This is a genomic window from Pseudomonas sp. SG-MS2, from assembly GCF_009933855.1.
GTDB lineage: Bacteria > Pseudomonadota > Gammaproteobacteria > Pseudomonadales > Pseudomonadaceae > Aquipseudomonas > Aquipseudomonas putida_E.
The window spans coordinates 1-24,054 of sequence record NZ_MOMO01000069.1; the positions used below are offsets into that span (position 1 = coordinate 1).

The window sequence follows — 24,054 nt, forward strand, 5'->3', positions numbered from 1 at the left end:
GCCTGGACTGTGCTCAACCCCGCTGAAGGCAGTGCCTTGGCACAGATCAACGAAGCCACCGAGGCCCAGGTCGATACGGCGGTGCGTGGCGCCGACCATGCCTTCGACAGCTGGTCGCAGACCAGCCCTAAAGAGCGCTCGCTGGCCCTGCTGGCGCTGGCCGACACGATTGAGGCGCATGCCGATGAACTGGCCAGGCTGGAGTCGCAAAATTGTGGCAAACCCTTCGCTGCGGCCCTGAACGACGAAATACCGGCCATCGCCGATGTGCTGCGCTATTTTGCCGGCGCCGCCCGCTGCCTCGGTGGCTCGGCGGCCGGTGAATACCTGCCAGGGCACACCTCGATGATCCGCCGCGACCCGCTGGGCGTAGTGGCCTCGATCGCACCCTGGAACTATCCACTGATGATGCTGGCGTGGAAGATCGCCCCAGCCTTGGCCGCTGGCAATACCGTGGTCATAAAACCGTCCGAGCTGACCCCGCTGACCGCCCTGCGCCTCGGCGAACTGGCCAAGGACGTACTGCCTGCCGGCGTGCTCAACATCCTCTTCGGCCGCGGCCAGACGGTCGGCAACCCACTGGTTACCCACCCCAAGGTGCGTATGGTCTCGCTGACTGGCTCGATCCCTACCGGCGCGCACATCATCGGCGCCACGGCGGGCAGCGTTAAGCGCATGCACATGGAACTGGGCGGCAAGGCGCCTGTGCTGGTGTTCGACGATGCCGACATCGATACCGCCATCGACGGTATCCGGACCTTCGGTTTCTACAACGCAGGCCAGGACTGCACCGCGGCCTGCCGCCTGTATGTGCAGGCCGGCATCTACGAACGCTTCGTCGAACGCCTCGGCAAAGCCGTGGCCAGCCTTAAAACCGGCCTGCAGGATGCCGAAGACACCGAACTCGGCCCGCTGATCAGCGCCCAGCACCGTGACAAGGTGGCCGGCCTGGTCGGGCGCGCCATCGCCCAGCCGCACATTCGCCTGGTCACCGGGGGCAAGGCACTACCGGGGGATGGCTTCTTCTTCGAGCCAACGGTGCTGGCTGATGCGCTGCAGGATGACGAGATCGTGCGCCACGAGGTGTTTGGCCCGGTGGTGTCGGTGACACGCTTCACTGACGAAGCGCAGGCGCTGGAATGGGCCAACGACTCGGAGTACGGCCTGGCTTCATCGGTGTGGACCCGCGACACCGGCCGCGCCCACCGCCTGGCGGCCCGGTTGCAATATGGCTGCACCTGGGTCAATACCCACTTCATGCTGGTCAGCGAAATGCCCCATGGCGGGCAGAAGCATTCGGGGTATGGGAAGGACATGTCGATGTATGGGCTGGAGGATTACACCTGCGTGCGGCATGTGATGATCAAGCATTGAGCGTGATGTGAAGCTACCGGCCTCTCCTGAGACAAGTCAGCAAGGAGGCAGGTACAAAGTGGCGATCGTCTTCGCATGAATACCTAGGACCTTTCTTTAGATGGACCCTTGATGCCATTTTTCAGGCGACGCCCGCCAGTTCCTTGAGCAGGCCGGAGTAACACCATGAATGTCATGACCTACCGCAGCTATACCGCAAGAATCGAATGCAGTGACGAGGACCAGTTGCTGATTGGACACGTTGCGGGCATACGTGACGTGATTGGTTTTCACGGCGAGTCGATCAGTGAATTGCGACAAGCATTCGAGGAGGCCGTTGATGACTATCTCGAAACCTGTAAACGCCTTGGCCGTGAGCCGCAAAAGACCTATTCGGGGAAGCTGAGTCTGCGCCTTGAGCCCACCCTTCACGCCAGCGTGGCCGCAAAGGCCGAGCTGGCGGAAAAAAGCATCAATCAGTGGGTCAGCGATATTCTGAGCAAGGCCGCTTACAGCTGAGGTGGTCAATCAGTCCCGCAGATCCGACTCATGTATCGGATTCGCCCGGCTGGTAGCCCGTTGATACTGCGCCGGCCACGTAGCTCTGTTACCGCCCAGGTCATCATCGGCATGCAACGGCCAGTAAGGGTCGCGCAGCAGCTCGCGAGCCAGGAAGATCAGGTCGGCCTGCCCGGTGCGCAGGATGTGTTCGGCCTGGGCCGGTTCGGTGATCATGCCCACCGTACCGGTGGCGATTTCCGATTCCTTGCGTACACGCTCGGCGAAGCGGGTCTGGTAGCCGGGGCCGGTGGGGATTTCGGCATTCATCGAAGTACCGCCGGAGGACACATCGATCAAGTCGACACCGAGCGCTCGCAGGCGACGGGCCAGTTCTACTGTTTCGTCGGGGTTCCAGCCGTCTTCCACCCAATCGGTCGCCGACACGCGAACGAACAGCGGCAGTTCCTTCGGCCAGACCTTACGCACCGCCTCGGTCACCTGCAGCGTCAGGCGGATGCGGTTTTCGAAGCAACTGCCGTATTCGTCGCGGCGCTGATTGCTCAGCGGCGAGAGGAACTGGTGCAGCAGGTAGCCATGGGCGGCGTGGATCTCGACTACCTTGAAGCCCGCTTGCAATGCCCGTTCGGTGGCTTTGACAAACTCGGCTACAACATCCTGGATCTCGTCTTTGCTCAACTCACGCGGCGCCGTGTGTTCAGGGTCGAAGGCAATCTTCGACGGCCCCACCGGCTGCCAGCCACCTTCCTCGATCTTGACGCTGCCATGCTTGCCCAGCCACGGGCGATAGGTGCTGGCCTTGCGCCCGGCGTGGGCCAGCTGGATGCCCGGCACGGCGCCCTGCGCGGTGATGAAGCGGGTGATGCGTTGCAGTGGGGCGATCTGTTCATCGTTCCACAGACCAAGGTCCTCGGCAGTGATCCGGCCATCGGCGGTCACAGCGACCGCTTCGGTGATGACCAGCCCGGCACCACCGACGGCGCGGCTACCCAAATGGACAAGGTGCCAGTCGTTGGCCAGGCCATCGACAGCGGAATACTGGCACATCGGCGAGACGGCGATGCGGTTGGGCAACGTCAGCTGACGCAGGGTGTAAGGCTCGAGCAGCAGGCTCATGAGGGCACCTCCCAAGGACTCCAATGGTGATCCGGCCCGGGCATTCAAGTGCACATCCCTGGCCCGGTGCCGGTCATTAATCAGACTAGACCAGATTGGTGGGAGGGAGGTTCGATGGGATTGTTGACTGCGCTGACGCCATGGGTGGTACCCCCCCTCCAGAGCGATCTGATGCCGGTCGACTGGCCTATATAGAAATAGCCTACAAGACAACTTTAATAATCCTACGGCCCGGTAAGAAATCCTTCTCAATAAGCGAGTGCTGTGTCCTATCGCCACCCGACACAAATAAAACTATCGTCATTATCGCCCTCGACATGCGAAAAATCTTCGTAAATCGAAGAAAACACCCACTGACCTGACAATAAGATTAATGGACAAATTTTTCTCCACACAAGATATAAGCACGCTCGATAACGCCATTACCGACCACGAACAGCTTCTGCTTACCAAGGCATTTTCTGATGCCCTATGGAGATATGACTGGCCGGTAAACTCAACACCCTTCTCTCGTCCCTGCTGGCATTTTTTCATTGCAGGAAGCCGCCGCGAATCCCTCGAATGCTGTGAGGAAGAGCTGGAAAATGATAAACGCTGGGGTTTTCTGGCTCATATCTGGCATCGATTGAAAGCGACCCACATTAAAAACTCCAGACTACTTGGCGTATACGCAAACGGACAGACAGCAGGGCAGGACAGCCCGATTCATCGAGACAACCTACCAAGCGAACCCGGCCAGACAGCAGTGGTTTTCTGCAACGATTATTGGGCCACGACTTGGGGAGGCGAACTCATGTTTTGCAATGACATAAAAAACGACATTATCGCTGCCGTTCTTCCAAAACCTAAACGCATCGTAGTGTTCAACGGCGAAATTCCACACCGAGCAAAATCGCCAGCAATTGAATGCGATCGTTTGCGAGTGACACTTGCGTTCAAAACAATCAGGAGCAAGTCGCATGAGTAATCGCGTGGAAATATTTGTTGCCATGGTAGACCGTGTGGGAAAACCTGGATTCCAGGCTGGAGCAGCTTCGGCCGTACATGATCAGTTCAATACCGATAAAAAGGGATTCTCACTGATAGTACAAGGTGCTCAAACCAGCACCGCAGTCGCCTCTGTACTTTCAGTCACCCAGATGACGGCGGGGGCAGTACCATTTATCAATATCGCCACCAACTCCCTCGCAGGAACGGTTACTTTCTTAAAGATTGTTGCCGAATACCGAGACAATCAAAAGCTAAACTATGGCGACGTAGTCAGCCTGGTGGGTAACGTCGCCGGTGTCGTCGCGGGTTTTGCACTATTGCTAGGAGGACCTTTGACCGCCGGTTCCTTCACCGCCGTATCACTAGCAGCAAGTCTGATAGGGACATATAATTCAGAGCTAGCCCGGAGAATCCAAAAAACCGCTACGGACGCCATCATCAATGCATTGAAAACCCATGATGTGACACAAGAACCCTCTACACCCCTCATTGCACCAAACCTAACAGTAACAGACCCAGCGTCGATAGCCGCTCATTTCGGCGGATTGATCACGGTCATTACATGGAACCCTACTACTCACGACATCAAGTTAGACACCCGAATACTTGAGGAATTCAAAACCAACGCAAATACTCGCCCCATCCCCCATGGAGGCAATAATCTACCCGTTACGCCATCTGCGCCTGAGCACTCAGGAGGCGCAACACTGACCATAGGAATTGAAAGCTTAACCGGGCAGCCTCCGGCAGGGCCCACGCCATCAATTACCGTTGGGTTTGGCGCAGGGCAAGATAAATATGCTTGCTGCAATGCACCGCAGCAAGACAAATATCGCTGACCGGCAATCACCTCTAAGAGAGAGACACCAATGCTAACTTGGGGAGCTTGGATCAAACTGATGCGCAGCATGCCTGCGCATGACCGAGTGAAGTGCCTGATATTGACGGGGATCGCATTCCTCTTTTTACTACCCATATTTCTCTATGACTTCGGAGAGAAAATCGAGCCCGCTACCGCTCCATGGGTTCGCATACCCGCGTCGCTGACTTCAAACCCTGAGATTTGGGAGTACGACAAATCCATATATGGCTTAGGTGTTCGTTACAATGCGCCTAATGGCCAACGGGTTAAAACATGGATGTACGTGGACAGGTCCCGCTACGACAACGCCAACGTCAGCAAAACAACACCTCTATTCATAGAAGTCGAAAACACCCTTTCCGGCCCTATCGCGAGGACTTTATCGACTAAAGATGAAATGTTATCCGACCCTTCACTCAGGCAGCGTGTAAACGAAACGAGTGATCGGAAAGCTGTAGAAGGGATCGTGTTCGTCTGCACGTTCAGCCTCCTCTCATTTGCAGGGGCCGCAGTGATGCACTGGCAAAACCTGCGAAATAAGAAGCAACAGCGTGCGGTCGAAACATAGCAGGATTTCTCGGCTTCGCTGCGCGAGTAGCCAAAATGCACATGGACGTTGCAGAGTCAGGGCGGCGCTCAACTTCCACAACCCCGCAAAACCAAGGCAGGCACTTGGAGGCTCCTCAGCGCGGCTCCATATGCGCAATCATCAGCTGCACGCTTTCATTACCTCGAAACTCATTCACATCCAGCTTGTACGCCAGCTCCACCCAACGCACGGTGGGGTTCGGCCACACCTCGCGGTCGATGCCGAAGGCAATGCCATCCAACCGTACCGAACCACATTCACTCTTGAGCACCACTTTAAGATGGCGCTCGCCGACCACGCGCTGTTCGACCAGCTGGAACACACCATGGAACAGCGGTTCGGGGAAGTGTTGCCCCCAAGGCCCGGCATTACGCAGGGCCTTGGCCAGGTCCAGGTGAAATTCCTCCACCGCCAGGCTGCCATCCGAAAGCAGACGGCCGGTCAAATCCTCTTCGCGCAACTGGCGACGGACTTCTTCATCGAACGCTTCGGCGAACGCCGGGAAATGACTTTCGGGCAACGACAGGCCCGCAGCCATGGCATGCCCACCGAACTTGCTGATCAGTTCAGGCTGGCGCGCTGCCACTGCATCCAGCGCATCACGGATGTGAAAGCCCGGTACCGACCGCGCCGAGCCCTTGAGCATGCCGTCACCGGCATCGGCGAAGGCGATAGTAGGCCGGTGGTAACGCTCTTTCAGGCGTGAGGCGAGGATCCCGATCACACCTTGGTGCCATTCGGCATCGAACAGGCATAGGCCGTAAGGCATGGACTCGACCGGCAAATCCTTGAGCTGGGCCAAGGCTTCGCGCTGCATGCCCTGCTCGATCGATTTGCGGTCCTGGTTCAGGCCGTCGAGCTGCTGTGCCATGTCCAGGGCCAGCGCCTCGTCCTCGCACAACAGGCACTCGATACCCAGGCTCATGTCGTCCAGGCGCCCGGCGGCATTGAGCCGCGGGCCTAGAATGAAGCCCAGGTCAGTGGAGGTGATACGCCGGTGATCGCGACGTGCCACCTCCAGAATCGCCTTCAGCCCCGGCCGCGCCCGGCCGGCACGGATGCGCTCCAGGCCCTGATGCACGAGGATGCGGTTGTTGGCATCCAGCGGCACCACGTCGGCTACGCTGCCCAGCGCGACCAGGTCGAGCAGCTCACCGATGTTCGGTTGTGCTTGCGTCTGGTAGCGCCCCAGGCTGCGCAGGCGCGCGCGCAAGGCCATCAGCACGTAGAAGATCACCCCGACGCCGGCCAGCGATTTGCTTGGGAAGTCGCAACCTGGCTGGTTCGGGTTGACGATAGCGTCGGCGTCCGGCAATTGCTGGCCCGGCAGGTGGTGGTCGGTGACCAGCACTTTGAGCCCAGCCGCTTTGGCTGCCGCCACACCCTCGACACTGGAAATGCCGTTGTCGACCGTGATCAGCAATTGCGGCTGGCGCTGCAGCGCCACCTCGACGATCTCCGGGGTCAGGCCATAGCCATATTCGAAACGGTTGGGCACCAGGTAGTCGACATGGGCCGCGCCCAGCAGGCGCAGGCCGAGCACGCCGACAGTACTGGCGGTGGCGCCGTCGGCATCGAAGTCGCCGACGATGATGATGCGCTGGCGCTGGTCGAGCGCTTCGACCAGCAAGTCTACAGCGGCATCGATGCCCTTGAGCTGCTGGTACGGCAACAGCCGCGCCAGGCTCTTGTCCAGCTCGGCCTCGGACTGCACGCCGCGGGCGGCATACAAGCGGGTCAGCAAGGGTGGCAGGTTACCGAGAAACGGCAGGGTCGGCGGCAGCGGGCGGGGTTCGATACGCATGGGTCGGTTGGCTCAGCCACGCTCACCGAGCAGCCACTGCAGCTGCACTTCGTGCTGGCCACGGTCATCAGTGACGAACACTGTGCCTTCACTGATCATCACGTCCCACTTGATGCTGCGCGGCATCTCCGTGGCAAGCACTTCGAGCACCTCTTGCGGCACAGCGGCGATGTTCAGGTTCTTCAGGTTCTTGACCGCGCCAACCACCTTGCTCTCCCATACACGCAGGCTGCCGTAGGCCAGCAGGCTGGTGCGCTCGGTACGGCGCGAACACCAGGTCAGGCGATCAGCGTCCGGCTGGCCCACTTCAATCCAGTGCAGTACGCGGTCGTCCAGGCTCTTTTCCCACAGGGCAGGCTCGTCGACATCCGACAGGCCGCGGCCGAACGACAGATTCTCGTTGTACCAGAGTGCGTAGGCCAACAGCCGCACGGCCATGCGCTCTTCGGTTTCCGAAGGATGACGGGCGATGGTCTGCTTGACGCTTTCGTACACGCCGCGATCGAGATCGGTCAGATTCAGTTCGAATTTGTAGGTGGTGGACGGCTGGGCCATGGTCGAAGGGCTACTTGCGCAAAGAAAAGTCACACAGTCTACCCGATCCTGATCTTCGTTGCGCCGCAGCAGTATCTGCCGCTACCGACCTATGATAAAACCACGGCTCTGCCCAATTGCCACGGATGCCCCATGTCTACGCCCAGCAAACCCCTCGCCGGCCTGAAAGTCATCGAGCTTGGCACCCTGATCGCTGGCCCGTTCGCTTCGCGCATCTGCGCCGAGTTCGGCGCCGAGGTGATCAAGGTCGAGTCGCCCGACGGCGGTGACCCGCTGCGCAAATGGCGCAAGCTGTACGAGGGTACTTCGCTGTGGTGGTTCGTGCAGGCGCGCAACAAGCAGTCACTGACGCTGAACCTCAAGCATCCCGATGGTCGCGAGATCCTCAAGCGGCTGCTGGCCGAGGCCGACATTCTCATCGAGAACTTTCGCCCGGGCGTGCTGGAAAAGCTCGGCCTGGGCTGGGATGTGCTGCATGAGCTCAACCCGAAACTGGTGATGGTGCGCCTGTCAGGCTTCGGCCAGACCGGGCCGATGAAGGATCAGCCAGGCTTCGGCGCCGTGGGCGAGTCGATGGGTGGCCTGCGCTATATCACCGGCTTCGATGACCGCCCACCGGTGCGCACCGGCATCTCCATCGGCGACTCGATCGCTGCATTGTGGGGCGTGATCGGCGCACTGATGGCGCTGCGCCACCGCGAGGTCAACGGCGGCCAGGGCCAGGTGGTGGACGTGGCGCTGTACGAGGCAATCTTCGCCATGATGGAAAGCATGGTTCCCGAGTTCGATGTGTTTGGCTTCATTCGCGAACGCACCGGCAACATCATGCCGGGCATCACGCCCTCTTCCATCCACACCAGCGCCGACGGCAAGCACGTGCAGATCGGTGCCAATGGCGATGCGATATTCAAACGTTTCATGCAGGCCATCGGCCGTAACGACCTGGCCGACGACCCGACGCTGGCAAGCAATGATGGCCGCGATGCGCGGCGTGACGAACTATACGGGGTGATCGACCGCTGGGCCAACAGCCTGCCCCTGGAGCAGGTGATGCAGGTACTGACAGCCGCCGAAGTGCCGGCAAGCCGAATCTACTCGGCAGAAGACATGTTCAACGACCCGCAGTACCTGGCCCGCGAGATGTTCCTGCAGGCCCGCCTGCCGGACGGTAAAGCGTTCAAGATGCCAGGCATTGTACCCAAGCTGTCCGAAACACCCGGCTCGGCCGAGTGGGTAGGCCCGGCGCTGGGCGAGCACACCGATGCCCTGCTTGGCACCCTGGGTTATGACGCCGCCGCCATCGCCAGCTTGCGCCAGGCAGGCACGGTCTGAGGTCGCCCCCGCCCGTGCGCGCGTTCCTGTCCCTGCTGTGCGGGCTGCTGCTCGCCATGGCCATCGGGCCAGTGCAGGCCAAGGAACGCCTGATATGGCTGGTCCGCGACCTGCCGCCCTTCACCATCCTGGAGGGTGCGGCCAAGGGCCAAGGTGCGATCGACCGGATGCTGGCGCTGCTGATCGAACAGATGCCCGAGTACGACCACGACATCGTACGGGTCACTCGGGCGCGCGGCATACAGATGCTGCAGGACCCTACCAGCTTCACCTGCGATCCGACCATGCTGTGGACACCGGAGCGTGCGAAGTTCGTGCATTTCTCCGAACCGGTGCTGGGGGCGATGAGCGGTGGCCTGGTCGTACGCAAGCAAGCCGGATCTCTGCTGGCACCGTTTCTGGATGGTGCGCAGGTTGACCTCAAACGCTTGTTGAGCGACACGCAACTGCAGCTTGGCATCGTCGCCGGACGCAGCTACAACACACAGATCGACGAGATCCTGCACCAGCTCCCCGACGCAGTCCTCAGCCGCCACTATGGTAACGATGCCACTGCCAATCTGCTGCAGATGCAGCGCCTGGGGCGCCTGCAACTGGTGCTAGGCTACTGGCCGGAAGTGCGCTACCTGATCCAGCAGCAAGGCGGCTCGCTCGATGAGTACCAGTTTCACCCGATACAAGGGGTGAACCGCTACCAGTTCTTGCATGTGGGCTGCTCCGATTCCCCCTTGGGGCACGCAGCGGTCGCGCATATAGACCAATTGTTGCCCCCGCTACGCCGGGACACCCTGCCCGCGCTTTACGCCAAATGGCTGGATCCGGAGCTGCAAGAAGAATACCTGGAACAGAGCAGGCATTTTTTCGAAGGGCGGTAAAAAGAAACCCCGGGACGCTGGGGAGGACGCCCGGGGCCAATCGAAAGTCCTCATGGACTTCCCGCGACAACCCGCCATCACCGGAGCTGTGTGCTGGCTGGCTGCCCTACTGTCTCTGATGCGCCACTCAGGCAAAGGTTCCTTGAGGATGCTGACGTTGCTGCAACGCGGCGATGACACAGGGCTGCAGGCGCCCCTCGGCTATCTGCAGGTCACGGTGAAGGCCATCGACCAGGTCGATCAGCAGGCTTTGCTCCTGCAACTGGCGCTGGCTGACCGTTCGGCGCAAGGTAATGCCACCGAGGCTGTCGAAAACGGTGAGTTGCCGGTTGCCAATGGCATCGGCGGTGCCTAGCTGGGTCTGATAGGGGCTCAGGGCGTCATTAAGCAGTCTGCAGATTCTTTCCATCCGGATCACTCGCTGCGTGGTGGTATATGAAGGAACTGACCAGCAAGCGCAGCGGAAAGTTCGTTGCGCTGCAGCTGTTTCAGTGAGCATGCGTGGGTGATGTGACCGTTTGAATACGCTGCAAGGCCTGTTGCCAACGCCGCACCGGTAGCGGCCAGGGCAGGTCGGCCAGCACCCAGAGGCCACGCTCGCGAGCTTGCTCGGCAAGGTTGGGCCGGTGCTTGCTGGCACAGCCGACGAAAAGCAAAGCGCGTGAACAGCGGTTGCGCTCCAGGCGTTCGAGCAGGGCCTGGCCGCCTTTCATCGCATGGTCGAGGATAAGCAGATCGGCACCGCGCTTGCGTGCCAGGCAGGCATTGAGGTCAACCAGATCATGGGTGATGCGCACATCGAAAACGCCCAGGGCATTGCACGCCTGATGCAGGAGAATCTGGTGGGAAGGCCGAGCCTGGTGAATCAACACGTAGGGCTGATGCATGAGCCGCTCCTGAGGGAAGGACGGGCCACTGTATGCAGCGCTCAACGCGTTTTACATAGGAAAAGTCTGAATGAAACCGGGGAAAAATCTAAAAGAGGGGCCGCGCAGCGGCCCCTCTCATGACGATTAAAGCGGCTTGCCGCGATTACCGTGTTGGCTGACGAAGGCCTGGACTGCCTTGAGGTCGTTGGCCAGCACCGTGCAGCGCTCCTCACGGCCGAACAGGTCGCTCAGGTGCGCAGGCAGCTCCAGCGCCTTGCCGACGCCCGCTTTCTCCACAGCCTCCGGGAACTTGACCGGGTGCGCAGTGCCCAGCACCACCATAGGGGTATCCAGGCTGCGACGGCATTCGCGCGCGGCCTTTACGCCAATCGCGGTATGCGGGTCGAGCACTTCACCTGTGCTGGCGAAGACCTCGGCGATGGTCTCGCAAGTCTGCTCGTCGCTCACTGCCAGCGAGTCGAACAGCTTGCGCGCCTCGGTCCAGCGGTCCTGGTCGACGCTGAAACCGCCGCCCTGCTTGAAGTTGGCCATCAGTTCGCCGATAGCGGCACCGTTGCGACCGTGGAGGTCGAACAACAAGCGCTCGAAGTTGGACGAAACCATGATGTCCATCGACGGCGACAAGGTCGCGTGCAGGGTTTCCTTGACGTACTGGTTGCCGCTCATGAAGCGGTGCAGGATGTCGTTGCGGTTGGTGGCAACCACCAGCTGGCTGACCGGCAGGCCCATGTTGCGTGCCAGGTAGCCGGCGAAGATGTCGCCAAAGTTGCCGGTCGGCACCGAGAACGCCACCGAACGCGCCGGGCCACCGAGCTGCAGGGCAGCGTGGAAGTAGTAGACGATCTGGGCCATGATCCGCGCCCAGTTGATCGAGTTGACTGCGACCAGGCGGGTGCCTTTGAGGAACGACTGGTCGGCGAAGCTGGCCTTGACCATCTCCTGGCAGTCATCGAAGTTGCCTTCGATGGCGATGTTGTGGATGTTGTCGCCGAAGATGGTGGTCATCTGACGGCGCTGAACTTCCGACACACGCTGATGCGGATGAAGGATGAAGATGTCGACGTTGTCGCAGCGACGGCAGCCTTCGATGGCGGCCGAGCCGGTGTCGCCACTGGTGGCGCCAATGATCACCACGCGCTCGTTGCGCTTAGCCAGTACGTGGTCGAGCAGACGCCCGAGCAGCTGCAGGGCGAAGTCCTTGAAGGCCAGCGTCGGGCCGTGGAACAGCTCAAGAACCCACTCGTTGCTGTTCAGCTGGCGCAGCGGAGCGACCGCAGCGTGGGCGAACTCGCCGTAGGTCTCTTCCAGGATCTTCTTGAAATCGGCGTCGGCAATGCTGCCCTCGACGAACGGGCGCATCACACGGAAGGCCAGTTCGTGATACGGCAGGCCAGCCCAGGAAGCGATTTCTTCCTGGGTGAAGCGTGGGAGGTTCTCTGGCACGTACAGGCCGCCATCGCTGGCCAGGCCAGCCAGCAGGACGTCTTCGAAATTCAGGGCCGGTGCCTGGCCGCGGGTGCTGATATAGCGCATATGCAAACCTTCGGTTCGAGCGGCAAGTTGCAAGCTGCAAGCGCCAAGAAAAAGCTGTTCGGCATTTTTCTTACGCGCTGCACTGCCCTTGCCGCAAATTTAAACTGTTAGAAGCCCCAACACCGAACTGCTTTTTCTTGCAGCTTGCAGCTTGAAGCTTGCCGCTTAGTTGAGCTGTTCGACGCGGATGCGCACGACCTTGCCGACCACGTCCTGCAAGGCTTCCAGAGCAACGATGGCGTCGTTGATGCTCTGCTCGACCACACGGTGGGTCAGCAGGATCATCGGCACCAGGCCATCCTGTTCCTCGACTTCTTTCTGCATGATCGACTCGATGTTGATGCCGCGCTCCGACAGGATGCTCGCCACCTGAGCCAGCACGCCCGGGTGGTCCTTGGCATGGATGCGCAGGTAGTAGGCGCTCTGGCAAGCTTCGATCGGCAGAATCGGGTGCGCCGACAGCGAGTCCGGCTGGAAGGCCAGGTGCGGCACGCGGTTTTCCGGGTCGCAGGTCATGGCGCGGACCACGTCAACCAGGTCGGCGACCACCGAGGAAGCCGTGGGCTCCATGCCGGCGCCGGCACCGTAATACAAGGTCGAGCCGGCCGCATCGCCATTGACCATCACGGCGTTCATCACGCCGTTTACGTTGGCGATCAGGCGATCGCTCGGGATCAGCGTCGGGTGCACGCGCAGCTCGATGCCTTCGGCAGTGCGGCGGGCTACACCCAGGTGCTTGATGCGGTAGCCCAGGGCTTCGGCGTAGTTCACGTCGGCAGTGGTCAGCTGGGTGATGCCTTCGGTGTAGGCCTTGTCGAACTGCAGCGGGATGCCAAAGGCGATGGACGCCAGGATGGTCAGCTTGTGCGCAGCATCGATACCTTCGACGTCGAAGGTCGGGTCGGCTTCGGCATAACCCAGCGCCTGCGCTTCGGCCAGCACGTCGGGGAAGGCGCGGCCTTTTTCACGCATCTCGGTGAGGATGAAGTTGCCGGTGCCGTTGATGATCCCGGCCAGCCAGTTGATGCGGTTGGCCGACAGGCCTTCGCGGATCGCTTTGATCACCGGGATGCCACCGGCCACTGCGGCTTCGAACGCAACGATCACGCCCTTCTCACGGGCCTTGGCGAAAATTTCGTTGCCGTGAACGGCGATCAGCGCCTTGTTGGCAGTCACCACGTGCTTGCCGTTTTCGATGGCCTTGAGCACCAGGTCGCGGGCGATGGTATAGCCACCGATCAGCTCGATGACAACGTCGATCTCCGGGTTGCTCGCAACGTCGAACACATCAGCGGTAATGGGGGTACCGGTAATCTGGCAGTTCGGGTTCGGCGAGCGCATGGCGATCTGTGCCACTTCAATACCGCGCCCGGCACGGCGGGCAATCTCCTCGGCGTTGCGCTGAAGTACATTGAAGGTTCCGCCACCGACGGTCCCCAACCCACAGATGCCTACTTTGACCGGTTTCACTGTGAACTCCCCATTGAACGGCCGGCACCTGCGCCGACCGTGAAACATGCCGTCACCCCATGACGACGGCGTACTGAATGATTTACTTGGCGGCCTGCTGCTGGCCGGCCAGGGCCAGTTTGGCCACTTGCGGTGCCGGTTGATAACCTGGAATCACCTGGCCGTTTTCGAGCACGATCGCCGGCGTACCGTTCACGCCGATCGACTGGCCCAGCTGGAACTGCTTGCCGACCGGGTTGGCGCATTTGGCAGCCTTGATTTCCTTGCCGTCGATCATCTTGTCCAGCGCTGCGCGGCGGTCACTGGAGCACCACACGGCCTGCAACTGCTCGTCACCCGGCGAGCCGAGGCCCTGGCGCGGGAAGGCGACATAGCGCACTTCGATACCGCGACGGTTGAGCTCCGGCACTTCGGCGTGCAGCTTGTGGCAATACGGGCAGGTGGTGTCGGTGAACACGGTGATGTGCGACTTGGTCTGGCCCTTGGCAGGATAAACCACCATCTCGGCAGCTGGAATGCCATTGATGAGCTTGGCTACGCCTTGGCGCTCGGTCTTCTCGGTCAGGTTGACCGGCTTGCCGTCCTGGATCTGGTACAGGTAGCCCTGCATGACGAACTGGCCATCGGCGCTGGCGTACAGCACACGGCCGCCCTGCAGCTTGACTTCATACAGGCCGTTGAGCGGGCTGCTGGCCACGCTCTCGACCGGCACTTCCAGCTCAAGGTTCTGCAACGACTTGCGAATCGCCTGCTCGGCAGCGGTATTGCTGTCGGTCGCCGCGGCAACGGCAAAGGTACTGGCCAGCGCCAACGCGGCGGCGGCGAAAATCTGGGTCACGCGCATGGGAACTCCTGAGGGCGGACAGGGGCCGGAGGGCGTCACCTGCGCAAAAACGCGGCGACCGTGCGGCCCTTGGTGCAAACCGCCCAAGCCTACCACAACACGCTACCGGTGAAGGGGTCTGCGAGTACCGGCCGGCGGAACATGAAAATCATTCATCCACGCGGGTGGTGCTGTGCGTGCAGTTGCTGCAGGCGGGCCTTGGCCACATGGGTATAGATTTGTGTGGTCGACAGGTCGCTGTGCCCCAGCAGCATCTGCACCACGCGCAGGTCGGCACCATGATTGAGCAGATGGGTGGCGAAGGCGTGCCGCAGGGTGTGCGGTGACAGCGGCTTGTCGATGCCGGCAACCCGCGCGTGATGCTTGATGCGGTGCCAGAACGTCTGGCGGGTCATCTGCTCACCGCGCAGGCTGGGGAACAACACATCGCTCGGGCGCCCGCTAAGCAGTTCGGCGCGGCCGTCGCGCAGGTAGCGTTCCAGCCACAGCACCGCCTCTTCGCCCATCGGCACCAAGCGCTCCTTGCTGCCCTTGCCCATCACCCGCAGCACGCCTTGGCGCAGGTTCACCTGGTCCAGGGCAAGGCTGACCAGTTCGGTAACGCGCAGACCACAGGCGTACAGGACTTCAAGCATGGCACGGTCGCGCTGGCCAATGGCTTCGCCAAGGTCCGGGGCCTGCAACAGGGCCTCGACGTCGGCTTCCGACAACGACTTGGGCAAGGGTTTGCCCAGCTGAGGCATCTCTATTTGCAGGGTTGGATCGACGGCAATGAGCTTTTCCCGCAGCAAGTAGCGAAAAAAGCCACGCAGACCTGAGAGAAAACGCGCAGTGGAACGCGGCTTGTAGCCTTGATCCAGACGCCAGGCCAGGTGATCGAGGATCAGCTCTCGACCGGCGGCAGGCAAGGCCAGGCCGTGATCCTGCAGCCAGCCATTGAACAGCGCCAGGTCACTGCGATAAGAGACGCGAGTGTTGTCTGAAAGGCCTTTTTCCAGCCACAGGGCATCAAGGAACTGGTCGATCAAGGGGTGGTCAAGGGCTGGCATGAAAACTCGGTGGCAAACGATGAAATGACGCTTAGTCTTTCATAACAACGCCGGCATAGGGAGCCCGCATGAACGAACAGCAGATCCTACTCAGTGTGGGCGGTATCGGTGCCGCCGCCCTCGCCTGCCAGTGGCTGGCCTGGCGCCTGAAGCTGCCAGCGATTCTCTTCCTGCTGCTGGCCGGGATAATGGTCGGCCCGTTGCTCGGCTGGCTCGACCCGCAAGCGCTGTTCGGCCCGCTGCTGATGCCGCTGGTGTCACTGGCGGTGGCACTGATCCTGTTCGAAGGCAGCCTGACCCTGCACCTCTCGCAATGGCGGGACATCGGCAGCGTGGTGCACCGCCTGGTCACCGTCGGCGCCCTGTCGACCTGGCTGGTGATCGCCCTGGCGACACACTGGCTGCTGGGTTTCGACTGGCCGCTGGCGATCCTGTTCGGCACCTTGACTCTGGTGACAGGCCCTACGGTCATCGTGCCCATGCTGCGCGTGGTACGGCCGAAGGCGACCATTGCCAACATCCTGCGCTGGGAAGGCATCGTCATCGACCCGATCGGTGCCCTGCTCGCCGTCGTGGTGTACAGCTTCATCATCGCCAGCGCCGATGGCGATGGCCTGAGCCAGAGCCTGGGGACCTTTGCCGGGGTGATCTTCTGCGGCAGCGCCCTGGGCGCCGCCGGTGGCTGGTTACTGGGGCAGATCATGCGCGAGCAATGGCTGCCGGAATACCTGCACAACCTGGCGTCGCTGGCCGCCGTACTGGGTATTTTCATCGCCGCCAACCAGATCGTTCACGAGTCCGGGCTGCTGGCGGTGACGGTAATGGGCATGTGGCTGGCCAACATGCGTGGCGTCGATGTACGGCAGATCCTGCACTTCAAGGAGAACCTCAGCGTACTGCTGATCTCCGGCCTGTTCATCCTGCTTGCCGCGCGGCTCGATCTGCATGCCCTGCTGGGGTTGGGCCCGGCCGTACTGGCACTGCTGCTGGTGATCCAGCTGGTGGCGCGGCCGCTGAATGTCTTGCTGTCAACGCTGGGGTCCTCGCTGAACTGGCGGGAACGGGCCCTGCTGGCCTGGATCGCACCACGCGGTATCGTTGCCGCCGCAGTGTCGGCGATATTCGCCATCCGCCTGCATGAGGCCGGGCATCAGGACGCACTGCTGCTGGTGCCGCTCACCTTTGCCGTGATCATCGGCACCGTCGTGCTGCAGAGCGCTACGGCGCGCCCCCTGGCGCGCCTGCTCAAGGTGGCGGAGCCGGCGCCCAGCGGCTTTCTCATCGTCGGCGCCAACCAACCCGCACGCGCCATCGGCAAGGCCCTGCAGCAACTGGGCTGCCGTGTGTTGCTGACCGATTCGAGCTGGGAAAACATTCGTGCGGCACGCATGGAGGGGCTGCCGACCTACTTTGGCAACCCGGCTTCGCAGCATGCCGACGCACACCTGGACCTGGTAGGCCTCGGCCACCTGCTGGGGCTGTCGCCTGCCGGGGAGATCAACGCCTTGGCCTGTGCGCGCTTTCGTCATGACTTCGGCCACGGCCGCTTGTATGTGCTGGCCAGCGGCCTGGAGAAGCAGCGCAGCGACAAGCACCGGGCCAGCGAAGAGCACCGTGGCCAACTGCTGGGCTCAAGCCCGATGACCTACCAACAAATGGCCAATCGCCTGCATCATGGCGCGGAACTGTACAGCACCAACCTTACCGAGGGCTTCGACTGGGACAATTACCAGGCATTGCATGGCGAGCGCGCACATCTGTTGTTTGCCCGGGACGCCCAGGGCTGGGTGCATGTATCAAGCCCCGAGAACCCGCTTGCGCCGCAACCTGGCTGGACCCTGGTGGCGCTGGTGGAACCGGCCCCCATCACCGAGACCACTGCCGCGCCGGGTTGAGCCTTCAGGCTTGTGGCAACACCGGCACCGGGCGCTTGTCCTCGTCGATGGCGACAAAGCTGAACACACCATGGATTGCCCGCTCGCGCCCATCCAGGTACATGTTCTCGACGAATACGTCCACTTGAACCTGCAAACTGGTGTTGCCGACCTTGATCACCGTTCCCACCAGCTCGACGATCGAGCCTGCCGGGATCGGGTGTTTGAAATCGATACGGTCTGTGGACACGGTCACCAGCGGCAGCCGGCAGAAGCGCGTAGCGGCGATGAACGACACTTCGTCCATCCAGGCCAGCGCAGTGCCGCCGAACAAGGTGTTGTGGTGGTTGGTGGTGTTGGGGAACACCGCTTTGGTCACGCGGGTCACCGACAACTCGGTGCGGCGCAGAATTTCCTGGTCTCGGCTGGTCATGTCCGTCACTTCTTTCGGGTTTCAAAACGCAAAAAAGCAGCCCGAAGGCTGCTTTTTTCTCGCTAGGCGGCCAGGGCCACCGGGCAAACTGTACTCAGGACAGTTTTTCCTTGATGCGAGCGGCTTTGCCGGACAGGTCGCGCAGGTAGTACAGCTTGGCTTTACGCACGTCACCACGACGTTTCACGGCCAGGCTGTCGATCTGCGGGCTGTAGGTCTGGAAGGTACGCTCAACGCCAACGCCGCTGGAGATTTTGCGCACGGTGAAAGCGCTGTTCAGGCCGCGGTTACGCTTGGCGATAACAACGCCTTCGAACGCCTGCAGACGGGAACGCTCACCTTCCTTCACTTTAACCTGAACGACGATGGTGTCGCCTGGTGCGAAGGTCGGGATTTCCTTGCTCATCTGCTCGGCTTCGAGCTGCTGGATGATCTTGTTGGTCATGCTGTGCTCCTAAGATGGATACGTGATCCACCATCGATACGTTTAACTATCGTCCCGCTCGCGGAGATATTCCTCGAGCAGCTTCTTCTCTTCTCCAGAAAGCGAGCGACTTTCCAGAAGATCGGCGCGTCGTTCGAAGGTCCTACCAAGGGACTGCTTCATTCTCCAACGCCGGATGTGTGCATGGTTGCCACTTAGCAACACGTCGGGAACACGCTGATCCGCATACACCTCAGGTCGGGTGTAGTGCGGGCAATCGAGCAGACCGTCGGTGAAGGAGTCTTCCTCCGCCGAGTCCACATGCCCTAAAGCTCCGGGCAGCAGCCGTGTAACCGCATCGATCAGTACCATGGCCGGCAGCTCGCCACCGGAAAGCACATAGTCGCCAATCGACCACTCCTCATCGACATGAGCCTCGATAAAGCGCTCGTCGATGCCTTCATAACGACCGGCGATCAGGATCAGCGATTCCTGTTCGGCCAGGCCTTTGACCGCTTGCTGAGTCAGCTTGCGGCCTTGCGGCGAAAGGTAGATCACCTTTGCCGATGCTCCGGTCGCTTGCCTGGCGCTAACCAGGGCGTCTTCCAGAGGCTTGATTTTCATCACCATGCCCGGGCCACCGCCAAACGGCCGATCATCCACTGTGTGGTGGCGATCTGTGGTGTAGTCCCGCGGGTTCCAGCAGGTCACCTGAAGCAACCCCTGTTTTACCGCGCGGCTGGTAATGCCGTACTCAGTGATGGCCGAGAACATCTCGGGGAACAACGTGATGACGTCTACGCGAAGGTTACCCATCGTTTAGAAGTCCGCGTCCCATTCAACCCGCATCACGCCTGCTTCCAGGTCGATTGCCAGCACACATTGCGCCGTATAGGGCAACAGACGCTCGCGATCATCCAGGCTGCCTGCGCAGGGTTTGACCACCATTACATCGTTCGCACCGGTCTCCAACAGGTGATCGACCTTGCCGAACAGCTGTTCGTCCTGGTTGATGACCTTCAGGCCCTGCAGTTGGTACCAGTAGTACTCGTCTGCGGCCAGGTTGGGCAAAAGGCTCCGCGGGATGCAGATTTCGAAGCCGCTCAGAAGACGCGCTTCATCACGATCATCGAGGCCTTTCAGTTTAACGACCAGGCCCTTTTGGGAGCCACGACCGCTGACCAGCTCGACCTGCTTTACCTTGCCTTCGTGCCGAAGCGTCCAGCGTGGATAATCCAACAGGTTTTCAATCGGATCGGTAAAGGAATACACCTTCACCTCGCCGCGAACGCCGTGAACCGAAAAAATCTTGCCAACGACGATGAGGTCGTCAGCCTTTTCTGGCGTCGCGTTCATATTGCTCAGGCAGCGGCCTTGGCAGCGTCCTTCAGCAGCTGAGCAACACGCTCAGACGGCTGTGCGCCTTGGCTCAGCCAGTAGCTGACGCGCTCCTGGTTGACCGACAGCTTGACTTCAGCGCCAGCAGCGATCGGGTTGAAGAAACCTACGCGCTCAACGAAACGGCCGTCACGGGCGTTACGCGAGTTGGTCACGGTCAGGTGGTAGAAAGGGCGCTTTTTCGAGCCGCCACGGGCAAGACGGATGGTTACCATGTGAACATCGTTCCTATAGTCGGTGCTGCAAATCTGAATGCCAAATAGGCACACGGGTGCCCAAAAGGCCGCATATTCTCGGGGAATACACGGACATTTGCAAATGACTTTTTCGACAAGGCCTCGCCCTGCCGTCCAGATTTGCCGGTTGAGCCACGGATTGCGTGGCCATTGCCCCGCCGCAGCGGGGGTTCTGAGCGCTCATTCTTCAAAAGACAAGCGCCCGGAATAAGGGTTACAGCTTCGGCATGCCGCCGCCAGGCAACATCCCGCCCAGGCCGCGCATCATCTTGGCCATGCCGCCCTTGGCGGAGAATTTCTTCATCATCTTCTGCATCTGCTTGTGCTGCTTGATCAGCCGCCCGATGTCCTGCACCTGGGTACCGGAACCCAGGGCGATCCGGCGCTTGCGCGAACCGCTGATCAGGTCAGGATCGCGACGCTCGGCCGGGGTCATGGAGTTGATGATCGCCTCCATCTGCTTGAACTGTTTCTCGGCTGCGCCCTGGGCATTGCCCATCTGCGACAGGTTGACCCCGCCGATGCTCGGCAGCTTGTCCATCAGGCCGCCCAGGCCACCCATGTTCTTCATCTGTTGCAGCTGGTCGCGGAAGTCCTCGAGATCGAAGCCCTTGCCCTTCTTCAGCTTCTTGGCCAGCTTGTCGGCTTTGGCCTTGTCGATGGTCTGTTCGGCCTGCTCGATCAGGCTGAGCACGTCGCCCATGCCGAGGATGCGCGACGCCACACGGTCCGGGTGGAAGGGCTCGAGAGCCTCGGTTTTCTCACCCATACCGATGAACTTGATCGGCTTGCCGGTGATGGCACGTACCGAAAGCGCGGCACCGCCACGGGCATCACCGTCGACCTTGGTCAGCACCACGCCGGTCAGCGGCAGGGCTTCACCGAAGGCCTTGGCGGTATTGGCGGCGTCCTGGCCGGTCATGGCATCGACCACGAACAGGGTTTCAACCGGCTTGACCGCGGCATGCAGCGCCTTGATTTCGTCCATCATGTCGGCGTCGATGTGCAGACGGCCGGCGGTGTCGACAATGACCACGTCGATGAACTTGAGCTTGGCCTCGCGAATCGCCGCTTCGGCAATGGCCACAGGCTTCTGGCTGATATCGGACGGGAAGAAGGTCACGCCAATGTCGTTGGCCAGCGTTTCCAGCTGCTTGATCGCAGCCGGGCGGTAGACGTCGGCCGAAACCACCATCACGCTCTTCTTCTTGCGCTCCTTGAGGAAGCGCGCCAGCTTACCGGCGGTGGTGGTCTTGCCCGCGCCCTGCAAACCGGCCATCAGCACCACGGCAGGCGGGGCGGCATTGAGCGCGAGGTCTTCGTTGGCCGCACCCATCAGGCTTTCCAGCTCGGCCTGGACGATCTTCACGAACGCCTGGCCCGGGGTCAGGCTGCGCGACACCTCGGTGCCGACCGCACGCTCCTTGACGCTGTTGACGAAATCCTTGACCACCGGCAGGGCAACGTCGGCCTCGAGCAGGGCCATGCGCACTTCGCGCAACGTATCCTTGATGTTGTCTTCGGTCAGCTTGGCCTTGCCGGTGACATGGCGCAGCGTCTGTGACAGGCGGTCGGTCAGGTTTTCGAACATGGTGATCCTTTCAGGCCAAGTAAAAGCCGAGGTTTGTCAGGCGCCCAGGTGAATATGCACACGCGCTGGGCACAGCAAGGCGGCGATTATAGCGAAGAGCGGCGGCGGCGCACACCTCGGCTTCCCGGCGGCAACTTTCAAGCTGCAAGGCTCAAGCCGCAAACCATCAGAAAATCCCGCCCCCGCACGAATCTGCCTTCGCTTGCAGCTTGCAGCCTGAAGCTTGCAGCTCACTAGCCCCCCCAGCGCGATCTATGCCAAACTCCGTCTCTTTAAGGCTTGCCCACCAGGACTTATGGTCTCCTCACCCAGCCTCATCCCCAACCTGATCGCCGCCGGCCTATATATAGCGGCGACCGTTTATCAGGGTTCGCGCCTGGCCCAGTCGAGCAAAGCCGACAAACGGCTGCTCTGCCTGCTCGGCGCCCTCGCCGTGATCGCCCAGAGCGGCGCGTTGTTCTTTCAGCTGATCACCCCGCTGGGCCTGAGCCTGGACTTCTTCAGCGCCGCCAGCCTGATCGCCGTGGCGGTGATCACCCTGACCCTGCTGGCCTGCCTGCGCATACCGGTGGAAAACCTGCTGGTGCTGCTGTTCCCGCTCGGCGCCATCACGGCCCTGCTGGCCCAGTTCGCCCCACCCGGCACCGTTCCGCTGATCGATGAAGAGCCGGGGATCCTCGCTCATATCCTGCTATCGATCCTGGCCTATGGGCTGTTCACCATTGCGGTGTTCCAGTCGCTGCTCCTGCTACTGCAGGACCACCAGCTGAAAAACAAGCACCCTTCCGGGCTGATCCGCAACTTCCCACCGTTGCAGACCATGGAAAGCCTGCTGTTCGGCTTCCTTTGGGCGGGCTGGTGCCTGTTGTCGCTGTCGCTGATCTCTGGCTGGCTGTTCCTGGACAACCTGTTTGCCCAGCACCTGGTACACAAAACCCTGCTGGCCTGCGTGGCCTGGATCGTCTTCAGCGTACTGCTGTGGGGCCGCACCCGCCTGGGCTGGCGTGGGCACAAGGCGATCCGCTGGACACTGGCCGGTTTCTGCCTGCTGATGCTGGCCTATTTCGGCAGCAAGCTGGTCCGCGAATTCATCCTGCATATCTGACGGTCGCCCATGGACACCCTGCCGTACGCTCCGCTACTCGGCACTTTGGCACTGGCGCTGCTCTGGTCGGCGCTGTTCACCGCGGTGGATGCCGCCCGCCTGCAACTCAACGGCTCGTTGCGCCCCGGCGATGACGGGCAACCGGTACTGCCAGCCCAGGCCCTGGTGCTGTGCGCCAGCCTGGGCAAGCTTCTGGTATTGGGCCTGGCCTGCCTGATCGGCCAACGCCTCAACGGCGAGCACGGTTTCTGGCTGGCCGGCCTGGCCGCGACCTCTGGCCTGCTGGTGTTCGCCGAATACCTGCCGCGGCGCCTGGCTCGGCGCAACCCGCTGGCCTTCATCAGCCTGGGCGCCAGCCTGCTGAAGCTCCCATTGGCACTGGTGCAACCCTTGGCTTGCCTGCTGGACGGCTGCGCCAAGCTGATGTTGCGGCCGTTTCGCGTACCGCCCACCGCAGTGGCCCTGCACCCGCAGGCAGATGACGACTTTACCGAGGATGAAGACCACGACATGCCGCGCCACGGCCTGCTCGATGGCCTGCACTCGCTGGACAAGGTCACCGTCAACGACATTCTGGTGCCGCGCAACGAGGTCGATGGCATCAACCTGGATGAGCCGATCGAGCGCATCATCGAGCAACTGATCCTCAGCCGCCACACGCGCCTGCCGGTCTACCACAACGACATCAACCAGGTAGAAGCCATCCTCAACACCAAGCTGATCAGCCACCTGCTGCCCAAGGCCGAGCTGACGCTGGAGAAGCTCCACAGCGCCTGCTACGAGCCTTACTTCGTCCCCGAAAGCACCCCACTGCAATTGCAACTGCTGAACTTCCACAAGCAGCAGCGCCGGCTGGGCGTGGTGGTGGACGAATACGGTGAGGTACTGGGCATCGTTACGCTGGAGGACATACTCGAGGAGATCGTCGGCGAGTTCGAGGAAGAGCACAGCCTCGACAACCCCCATGTACACCCCCAGCCCGACGGCACCTTCGTCATCGATGGCGCCGCTTCCCTGCGCGAAATCAACCGCACCCTCGGCTGGCACCTGCCCAGCGACGGCGGGCCGAAGACCCTGAACGGGCTGGTCACCGAGGCCCTTGAAAGCATCCCGGAAAGCGCTGTTTGCCTGAAGATCGGCCGCTATCGCTTGGAAATCCTCGAAACAGAAGACAATTGCGCCAGCAAGGTACTGGTGTGGACCGTGACCCGC

At 61.2% G+C, this 24,054-nt stretch carries 25 protein-coding genes; 10 read left to right on the top strand and 15 right to left on the bottom strand.

The window, feature by feature from the left end:
- Positions 1-9 precede the first annotated feature (9 nt).
- The gene (locus BLX42_RS05560; protein ID WP_256671918.1) at positions 10-1,374 is read left to right on the top strand and encodes a gamma-aminobutyraldehyde dehydrogenase; all 1,365 of its coding nucleotides are present in this window, start codon (positions 10-12) and stop codon (positions 1,372-1,374) included.
- A gap of 165 nt (positions 1,375-1,539) precedes the next feature.
- Positions 1,540-1,872, top strand: coding sequence for a type II toxin-antitoxin system HicB family antitoxin (locus tag BLX42_RS05565; RefSeq protein WP_046784357.1), 333 nt, complete (start codon positions 1,540-1,542; stop codon positions 1,870-1,872).
- 9 nt (positions 1,873-1,881) lie between these two features.
- On the opposite strand, the gene BLX42_RS05570 is transcribed toward BLX42_RS05565, so the two are convergent.
- On the bottom strand, positions 1,882-2,988 hold the full coding sequence (locus BLX42_RS05570) for an NADH:flavin oxidoreductase/NADH oxidase (RefSeq protein ID WP_161871312.1): 1,107 nt from the start codon (positions 2,986-2,988) through the stop codon (positions 1,882-1,884).
- 373 nt (positions 2,989-3,361) lie between these two features.
- Here BLX42_RS05570 and BLX42_RS05575 point away from each other — a divergent pair, with 373 nt between their 5' ends.
- From BLX42_RS05575 to BLX42_RS05585, 3 genes are read left to right on the top strand one after another with little or no spacing between them, the layout of a single operon-like run.
- A complete protein-coding gene (locus BLX42_RS05575; protein WP_161871313.1) occupies positions 3,362-3,955 on the top strand; it encodes a 2OG-Fe(II) oxygenase in 594 nt (197 codons plus the stop codon).
- A complete protein-coding gene (locus BLX42_RS05580; protein ID WP_161871314.1) occupies positions 3,948-4,817 on the top strand; it encodes a hypothetical protein in 870 nt (289 codons plus the stop codon). The genes BLX42_RS05575 and BLX42_RS05580 overlap by 8 nt, the downstream gene beginning before the upstream one ends.
- A gap of 60 nt (positions 4,818-4,877) precedes the next feature.
- Entirely contained in the window at positions 4,878-5,408 is a 531-nt protein-coding gene (locus BLX42_RS05585; RefSeq protein ID WP_177010519.1) for a hypothetical protein, read from the top strand.
- A 115-nt stretch (positions 5,409-5,523) separates the two neighbouring features.
- Here BLX42_RS05585 and recJ read toward each other — a convergent pair whose 3' ends face one another.
- Both recJ and BLX42_RS05595 read right to left on the bottom strand, forming a co-directional pair.
- Positions 5,524-7,233 (bottom strand): single-stranded-DNA-specific exonuclease RecJ, encoded by a 1,710-nt coding sequence (recJ, locus tag BLX42_RS05590; protein ID WP_046784360.1) that lies wholly within the window; start codon positions 7,231-7,233, stop codon positions 5,524-5,526.
- A gap of 12 nt (positions 7,234-7,245) precedes the next feature.
- The gene (locus BLX42_RS05595) at positions 7,246-7,788 is read right to left on the bottom strand and encodes a YaeQ family protein (protein ID WP_115274002.1); all 543 of its coding nucleotides are present in this window, start codon (positions 7,786-7,788) and stop codon (positions 7,246-7,248) included.
- 132 nt (positions 7,789-7,920) lie between these two features.
- On the opposite strand from BLX42_RS05595, the gene BLX42_RS05600 reads away from it, so the two are divergent.
- Both BLX42_RS05600 and BLX42_RS05605 read left to right on the top strand, forming a co-directional pair.
- Positions 7,921-9,120 carry a CaiB/BaiF CoA-transferase family protein gene (locus tag BLX42_RS05600; protein ID WP_161871316.1) on the top strand — a complete coding sequence of 400 codons (1,200 nt, stop codon included), beginning with the start codon at positions 7,921-7,923 and terminating at the stop codon, positions 9,118-9,120.
- 14 nt (positions 9,121-9,134) lie between these two features.
- On the top strand, positions 9,135-9,995 hold the full coding sequence (locus BLX42_RS05605; protein ID WP_161871317.1) for a TIGR02285 family protein: 861 nt from the start codon (positions 9,135-9,137) through the stop codon (positions 9,993-9,995).
- 127 nt (positions 9,996-10,122) lie between these two features.
- On the opposite strand, the gene BLX42_RS05610 is transcribed toward BLX42_RS05605, so the two are convergent.
- From BLX42_RS05610 to xerD, 6 genes are all read right to left on the bottom strand, one after another.
- Positions 10,123-10,404, bottom strand: coding sequence for a DUF3509 domain-containing protein (locus tag BLX42_RS05610; RefSeq protein WP_080765825.1), 282 nt, complete (start codon positions 10,402-10,404; stop codon positions 10,123-10,125).
- Between the two features lie 79 nt (positions 10,405-10,483).
- Entirely contained in the window at positions 10,484-10,882 is a 399-nt protein-coding gene (locus BLX42_RS05615; protein WP_012315963.1) for a histidine kinase, read from the bottom strand.
- A gap of 126 nt (positions 10,883-11,008) precedes the next feature.
- Positions 11,009-12,418, bottom strand: coding sequence for a threonine synthase (thrC, locus tag BLX42_RS05620; RefSeq protein ID WP_046784365.1), 1,410 nt, complete (start codon positions 12,416-12,418; stop codon positions 11,009-11,011).
- Positions 12,419-12,583: 165 nt separating this feature from the next.
- Positions 12,584-13,888: a homoserine dehydrogenase gene (locus BLX42_RS05625; RefSeq protein ID WP_046784366.1), complete on the bottom strand. Its 1,305-nt coding sequence runs from the start codon at positions 13,886-13,888 to the stop codon at positions 12,584-12,586.
- Positions 13,889-13,970: 82 nt separating this feature from the next.
- Positions 13,971-14,732, bottom strand: coding sequence for a bifunctional protein-disulfide isomerase/oxidoreductase DsbC (dsbC, locus tag BLX42_RS05630; RefSeq protein WP_046784367.1), 762 nt, complete (start codon positions 14,730-14,732; stop codon positions 13,971-13,973).
- Positions 14,733-14,884: 152 nt separating this feature from the next.
- Positions 14,885-15,781 carry a site-specific tyrosine recombinase XerD gene (gene xerD, locus BLX42_RS05635; protein WP_039603504.1) on the bottom strand — a complete coding sequence of 299 codons (897 nt, stop codon included), beginning with the start codon at positions 15,779-15,781 and terminating at the stop codon, positions 14,885-14,887.
- A gap of 68 nt (positions 15,782-15,849) precedes the next feature.
- Between xerD and BLX42_RS05640 the strand changes: the two genes are divergently transcribed.
- Positions 15,850-17,676 (top strand): sodium:proton antiporter, encoded by a 1,827-nt coding sequence (locus tag BLX42_RS05640; RefSeq protein ID WP_046784368.1) that lies wholly within the window; start codon positions 15,850-15,852, stop codon positions 17,674-17,676.
- Between the two features lie 4 nt (positions 17,677-17,680).
- On the opposite strand, the gene BLX42_RS05645 is transcribed toward BLX42_RS05640, so the two are convergent.
- The 6 genes from BLX42_RS05645 to ffh all read right to left on the bottom strand — a co-directional run bounded on the left by BLX42_RS05645 (position 17,681) and on the right by ffh (position 21,737).
- Positions 17,681-18,088: an acyl-CoA thioesterase gene (locus BLX42_RS05645; protein WP_161871318.1), complete on the bottom strand. Its 408-nt coding sequence runs from the start codon at positions 18,086-18,088 to the stop codon at positions 17,681-17,683.
- Positions 18,089-18,182: 94 nt separating this feature from the next.
- On the bottom strand, positions 18,183-18,533 hold the full coding sequence (rplS, locus tag BLX42_RS05650; RefSeq protein WP_008094487.1) for a 50S ribosomal protein L19: 351 nt from the start codon (positions 18,531-18,533) through the stop codon (positions 18,183-18,185).
- A gap of 42 nt (positions 18,534-18,575) precedes the next feature.
- A complete protein-coding gene (gene trmD, locus BLX42_RS05655; RefSeq protein WP_008094486.1) occupies positions 18,576-19,328 on the bottom strand; it encodes a tRNA (guanosine(37)-N1)-methyltransferase TrmD in 753 nt (250 codons plus the stop codon).
- A gap of 3 nt (positions 19,329-19,331) precedes the next feature.
- On the bottom strand, positions 19,332-19,868 hold the full coding sequence (gene rimM, locus BLX42_RS05660) for a ribosome maturation factor RimM (RefSeq protein ID WP_012315970.1): 537 nt from the start codon (positions 19,866-19,868) through the stop codon (positions 19,332-19,334).
- 5 nt (positions 19,869-19,873) lie between these two features.
- The gene (rpsP, locus tag BLX42_RS05665) at positions 19,874-20,125 is read right to left on the bottom strand and encodes a 30S ribosomal protein S16 (RefSeq protein WP_012315971.1); all 252 of its coding nucleotides are present in this window, start codon (positions 20,123-20,125) and stop codon (positions 19,874-19,876) included.
- A 235-nt stretch (positions 20,126-20,360) separates the two neighbouring features.
- Positions 20,361-21,737, bottom strand: a complete 1,377-nt coding sequence (ffh, locus tag BLX42_RS05670) for a signal recognition particle protein (RefSeq protein WP_046784370.1) — start codon at positions 21,735-21,737, stop codon at positions 20,361-20,363.
- 295 nt (positions 21,738-22,032) lie between these two features.
- Here ffh and BLX42_RS05675 point away from each other — a divergent pair, with 295 nt between their 5' ends.
- Together BLX42_RS05675 and BLX42_RS05680 are read left to right on the top strand one after the other, a co-directional pair.
- A complete protein-coding gene (locus BLX42_RS05675; protein WP_161871319.1) occupies positions 22,033-22,842 on the top strand; it encodes an inner membrane protein YpjD in 810 nt (269 codons plus the stop codon).
- Positions 22,843-22,851: 9 nt separating this feature from the next.
- Positions 22,852-24,054: transporter associated domain-containing protein (locus BLX42_RS05680; protein WP_119687692.1), on the top strand; the 1,203-nt coding region annotated here is incomplete at its 3' end.

Bases quoted from the DNA above. Each gene is read 5' to 3' on its own strand.
- BLX42_RS05610 (WP_080765825.1), bottom strand. From the start codon at position 10,404: ATGGAAAGAATCTGCAGACTGCTTAATGACGCCCTGAGCCCCTATCAG.
- rimM (WP_012315970.1), bottom strand. From the start codon at position 19,868: ATGAACGCGACGCCAGAAAAGGCTGACGACCTCATCGTCGTTGGCAAG.
- BLX42_RS05675 (WP_161871319.1), top strand. From the start codon at position 22,033: ATGGTCTCCTCACCCAGCCTCATCCCCAACCTGATCGCCGCCGGCCTA.
- BLX42_RS05575 (WP_161871313.1), top strand. From the start codon at position 3,362: ATGGACAAATTTTTCTCCACACAAGATATAAGCACGCTCGATAACGCC.
- BLX42_RS05580 (WP_161871314.1), top strand. From the start codon at position 3,948: ATGAGTAATCGCGTGGAAATATTTGTTGCCATGGTAGACCGTGTGGGA.
- BLX42_RS05595 (WP_115274002.1), bottom strand. From the start codon at position 7,788: ATGGCCCAGCCGTCCACCACCTACAAATTCGAACTGAATCTGACCGAT.
- ffh (WP_046784370.1), bottom strand. From the start codon at position 21,737: ATGTTCGAAAACCTGACCGACCGCCTGTCACAGACGCTGCGCCATGTC.
- BLX42_RS05585 (WP_177010519.1), top strand. From the start codon at position 4,878: ATGCGCAGCATGCCTGCGCATGACCGAGTGAAGTGCCTGATATTGACG.
- trmD (WP_008094486.1), bottom strand. From the start codon at position 19,328: ATGGGTAACCTTCGCGTAGACGTCATCACGTTGTTCCCCGAGATGTTC.
- rpsP (WP_012315971.1), bottom strand. From the start codon at position 20,125: ATGGTAACCATCCGTCTTGCCCGTGGCGGCTCGAAAAAGCGCCCTTTC.
- BLX42_RS05570 (WP_161871312.1), bottom strand. From the start codon at position 2,988: ATGAGCCTGCTGCTCGAGCCTTACACCCTGCGTCAGCTGACGTTGCCC.
- BLX42_RS05565 (WP_046784357.1), top strand. From the start codon at position 1,540: ATGAATGTCATGACCTACCGCAGCTATACCGCAAGAATCGAATGCAGT.
- dsbC (WP_046784367.1), bottom strand. From the start codon at position 14,732: ATGCGCGTGACCCAGATTTTCGCCGCCGCCGCGTTGGCGCTGGCCAGT.
- BLX42_RS05615 (WP_012315963.1), bottom strand. From the start codon at position 10,882: ATGCATCAGCCCTACGTGTTGATTCACCAGGCTCGGCCTTCCCACCAG.
- thrC (WP_046784365.1), bottom strand. From the start codon at position 12,418: ATGCGCTATATCAGCACCCGCGGCCAGGCACCGGCCCTGAATTTCGAA.
- BLX42_RS05640 (WP_046784368.1), top strand. From the start codon at position 15,850: ATGAACGAACAGCAGATCCTACTCAGTGTGGGCGGTATCGGTGCCGCC.
- rplS (WP_008094487.1), bottom strand. From the start codon at position 18,533: ATGACCAACAAGATCATCCAGCAGCTCGAAGCCGAGCAGATGAGCAAG.
- BLX42_RS05600 (WP_161871316.1), top strand. From the start codon at position 7,921: ATGTCTACGCCCAGCAAACCCCTCGCCGGCCTGAAAGTCATCGAGCTT.
- BLX42_RS05645 (WP_161871318.1), bottom strand. From the start codon at position 18,088: ATGACCAGCCGAGACCAGGAAATTCTGCGCCGCACCGAGTTGTCGGTG.
- recJ (WP_046784360.1), bottom strand. From the start codon at position 7,233: ATGCGTATCGAACCCCGCCCGCTGCCGCCGACCCTGCCGTTTCTCGGT.
- xerD (WP_039603504.1), bottom strand. From the start codon at position 15,781: ATGCCAGCCCTTGACCACCCCTTGATCGACCAGTTCCTTGATGCCCTG.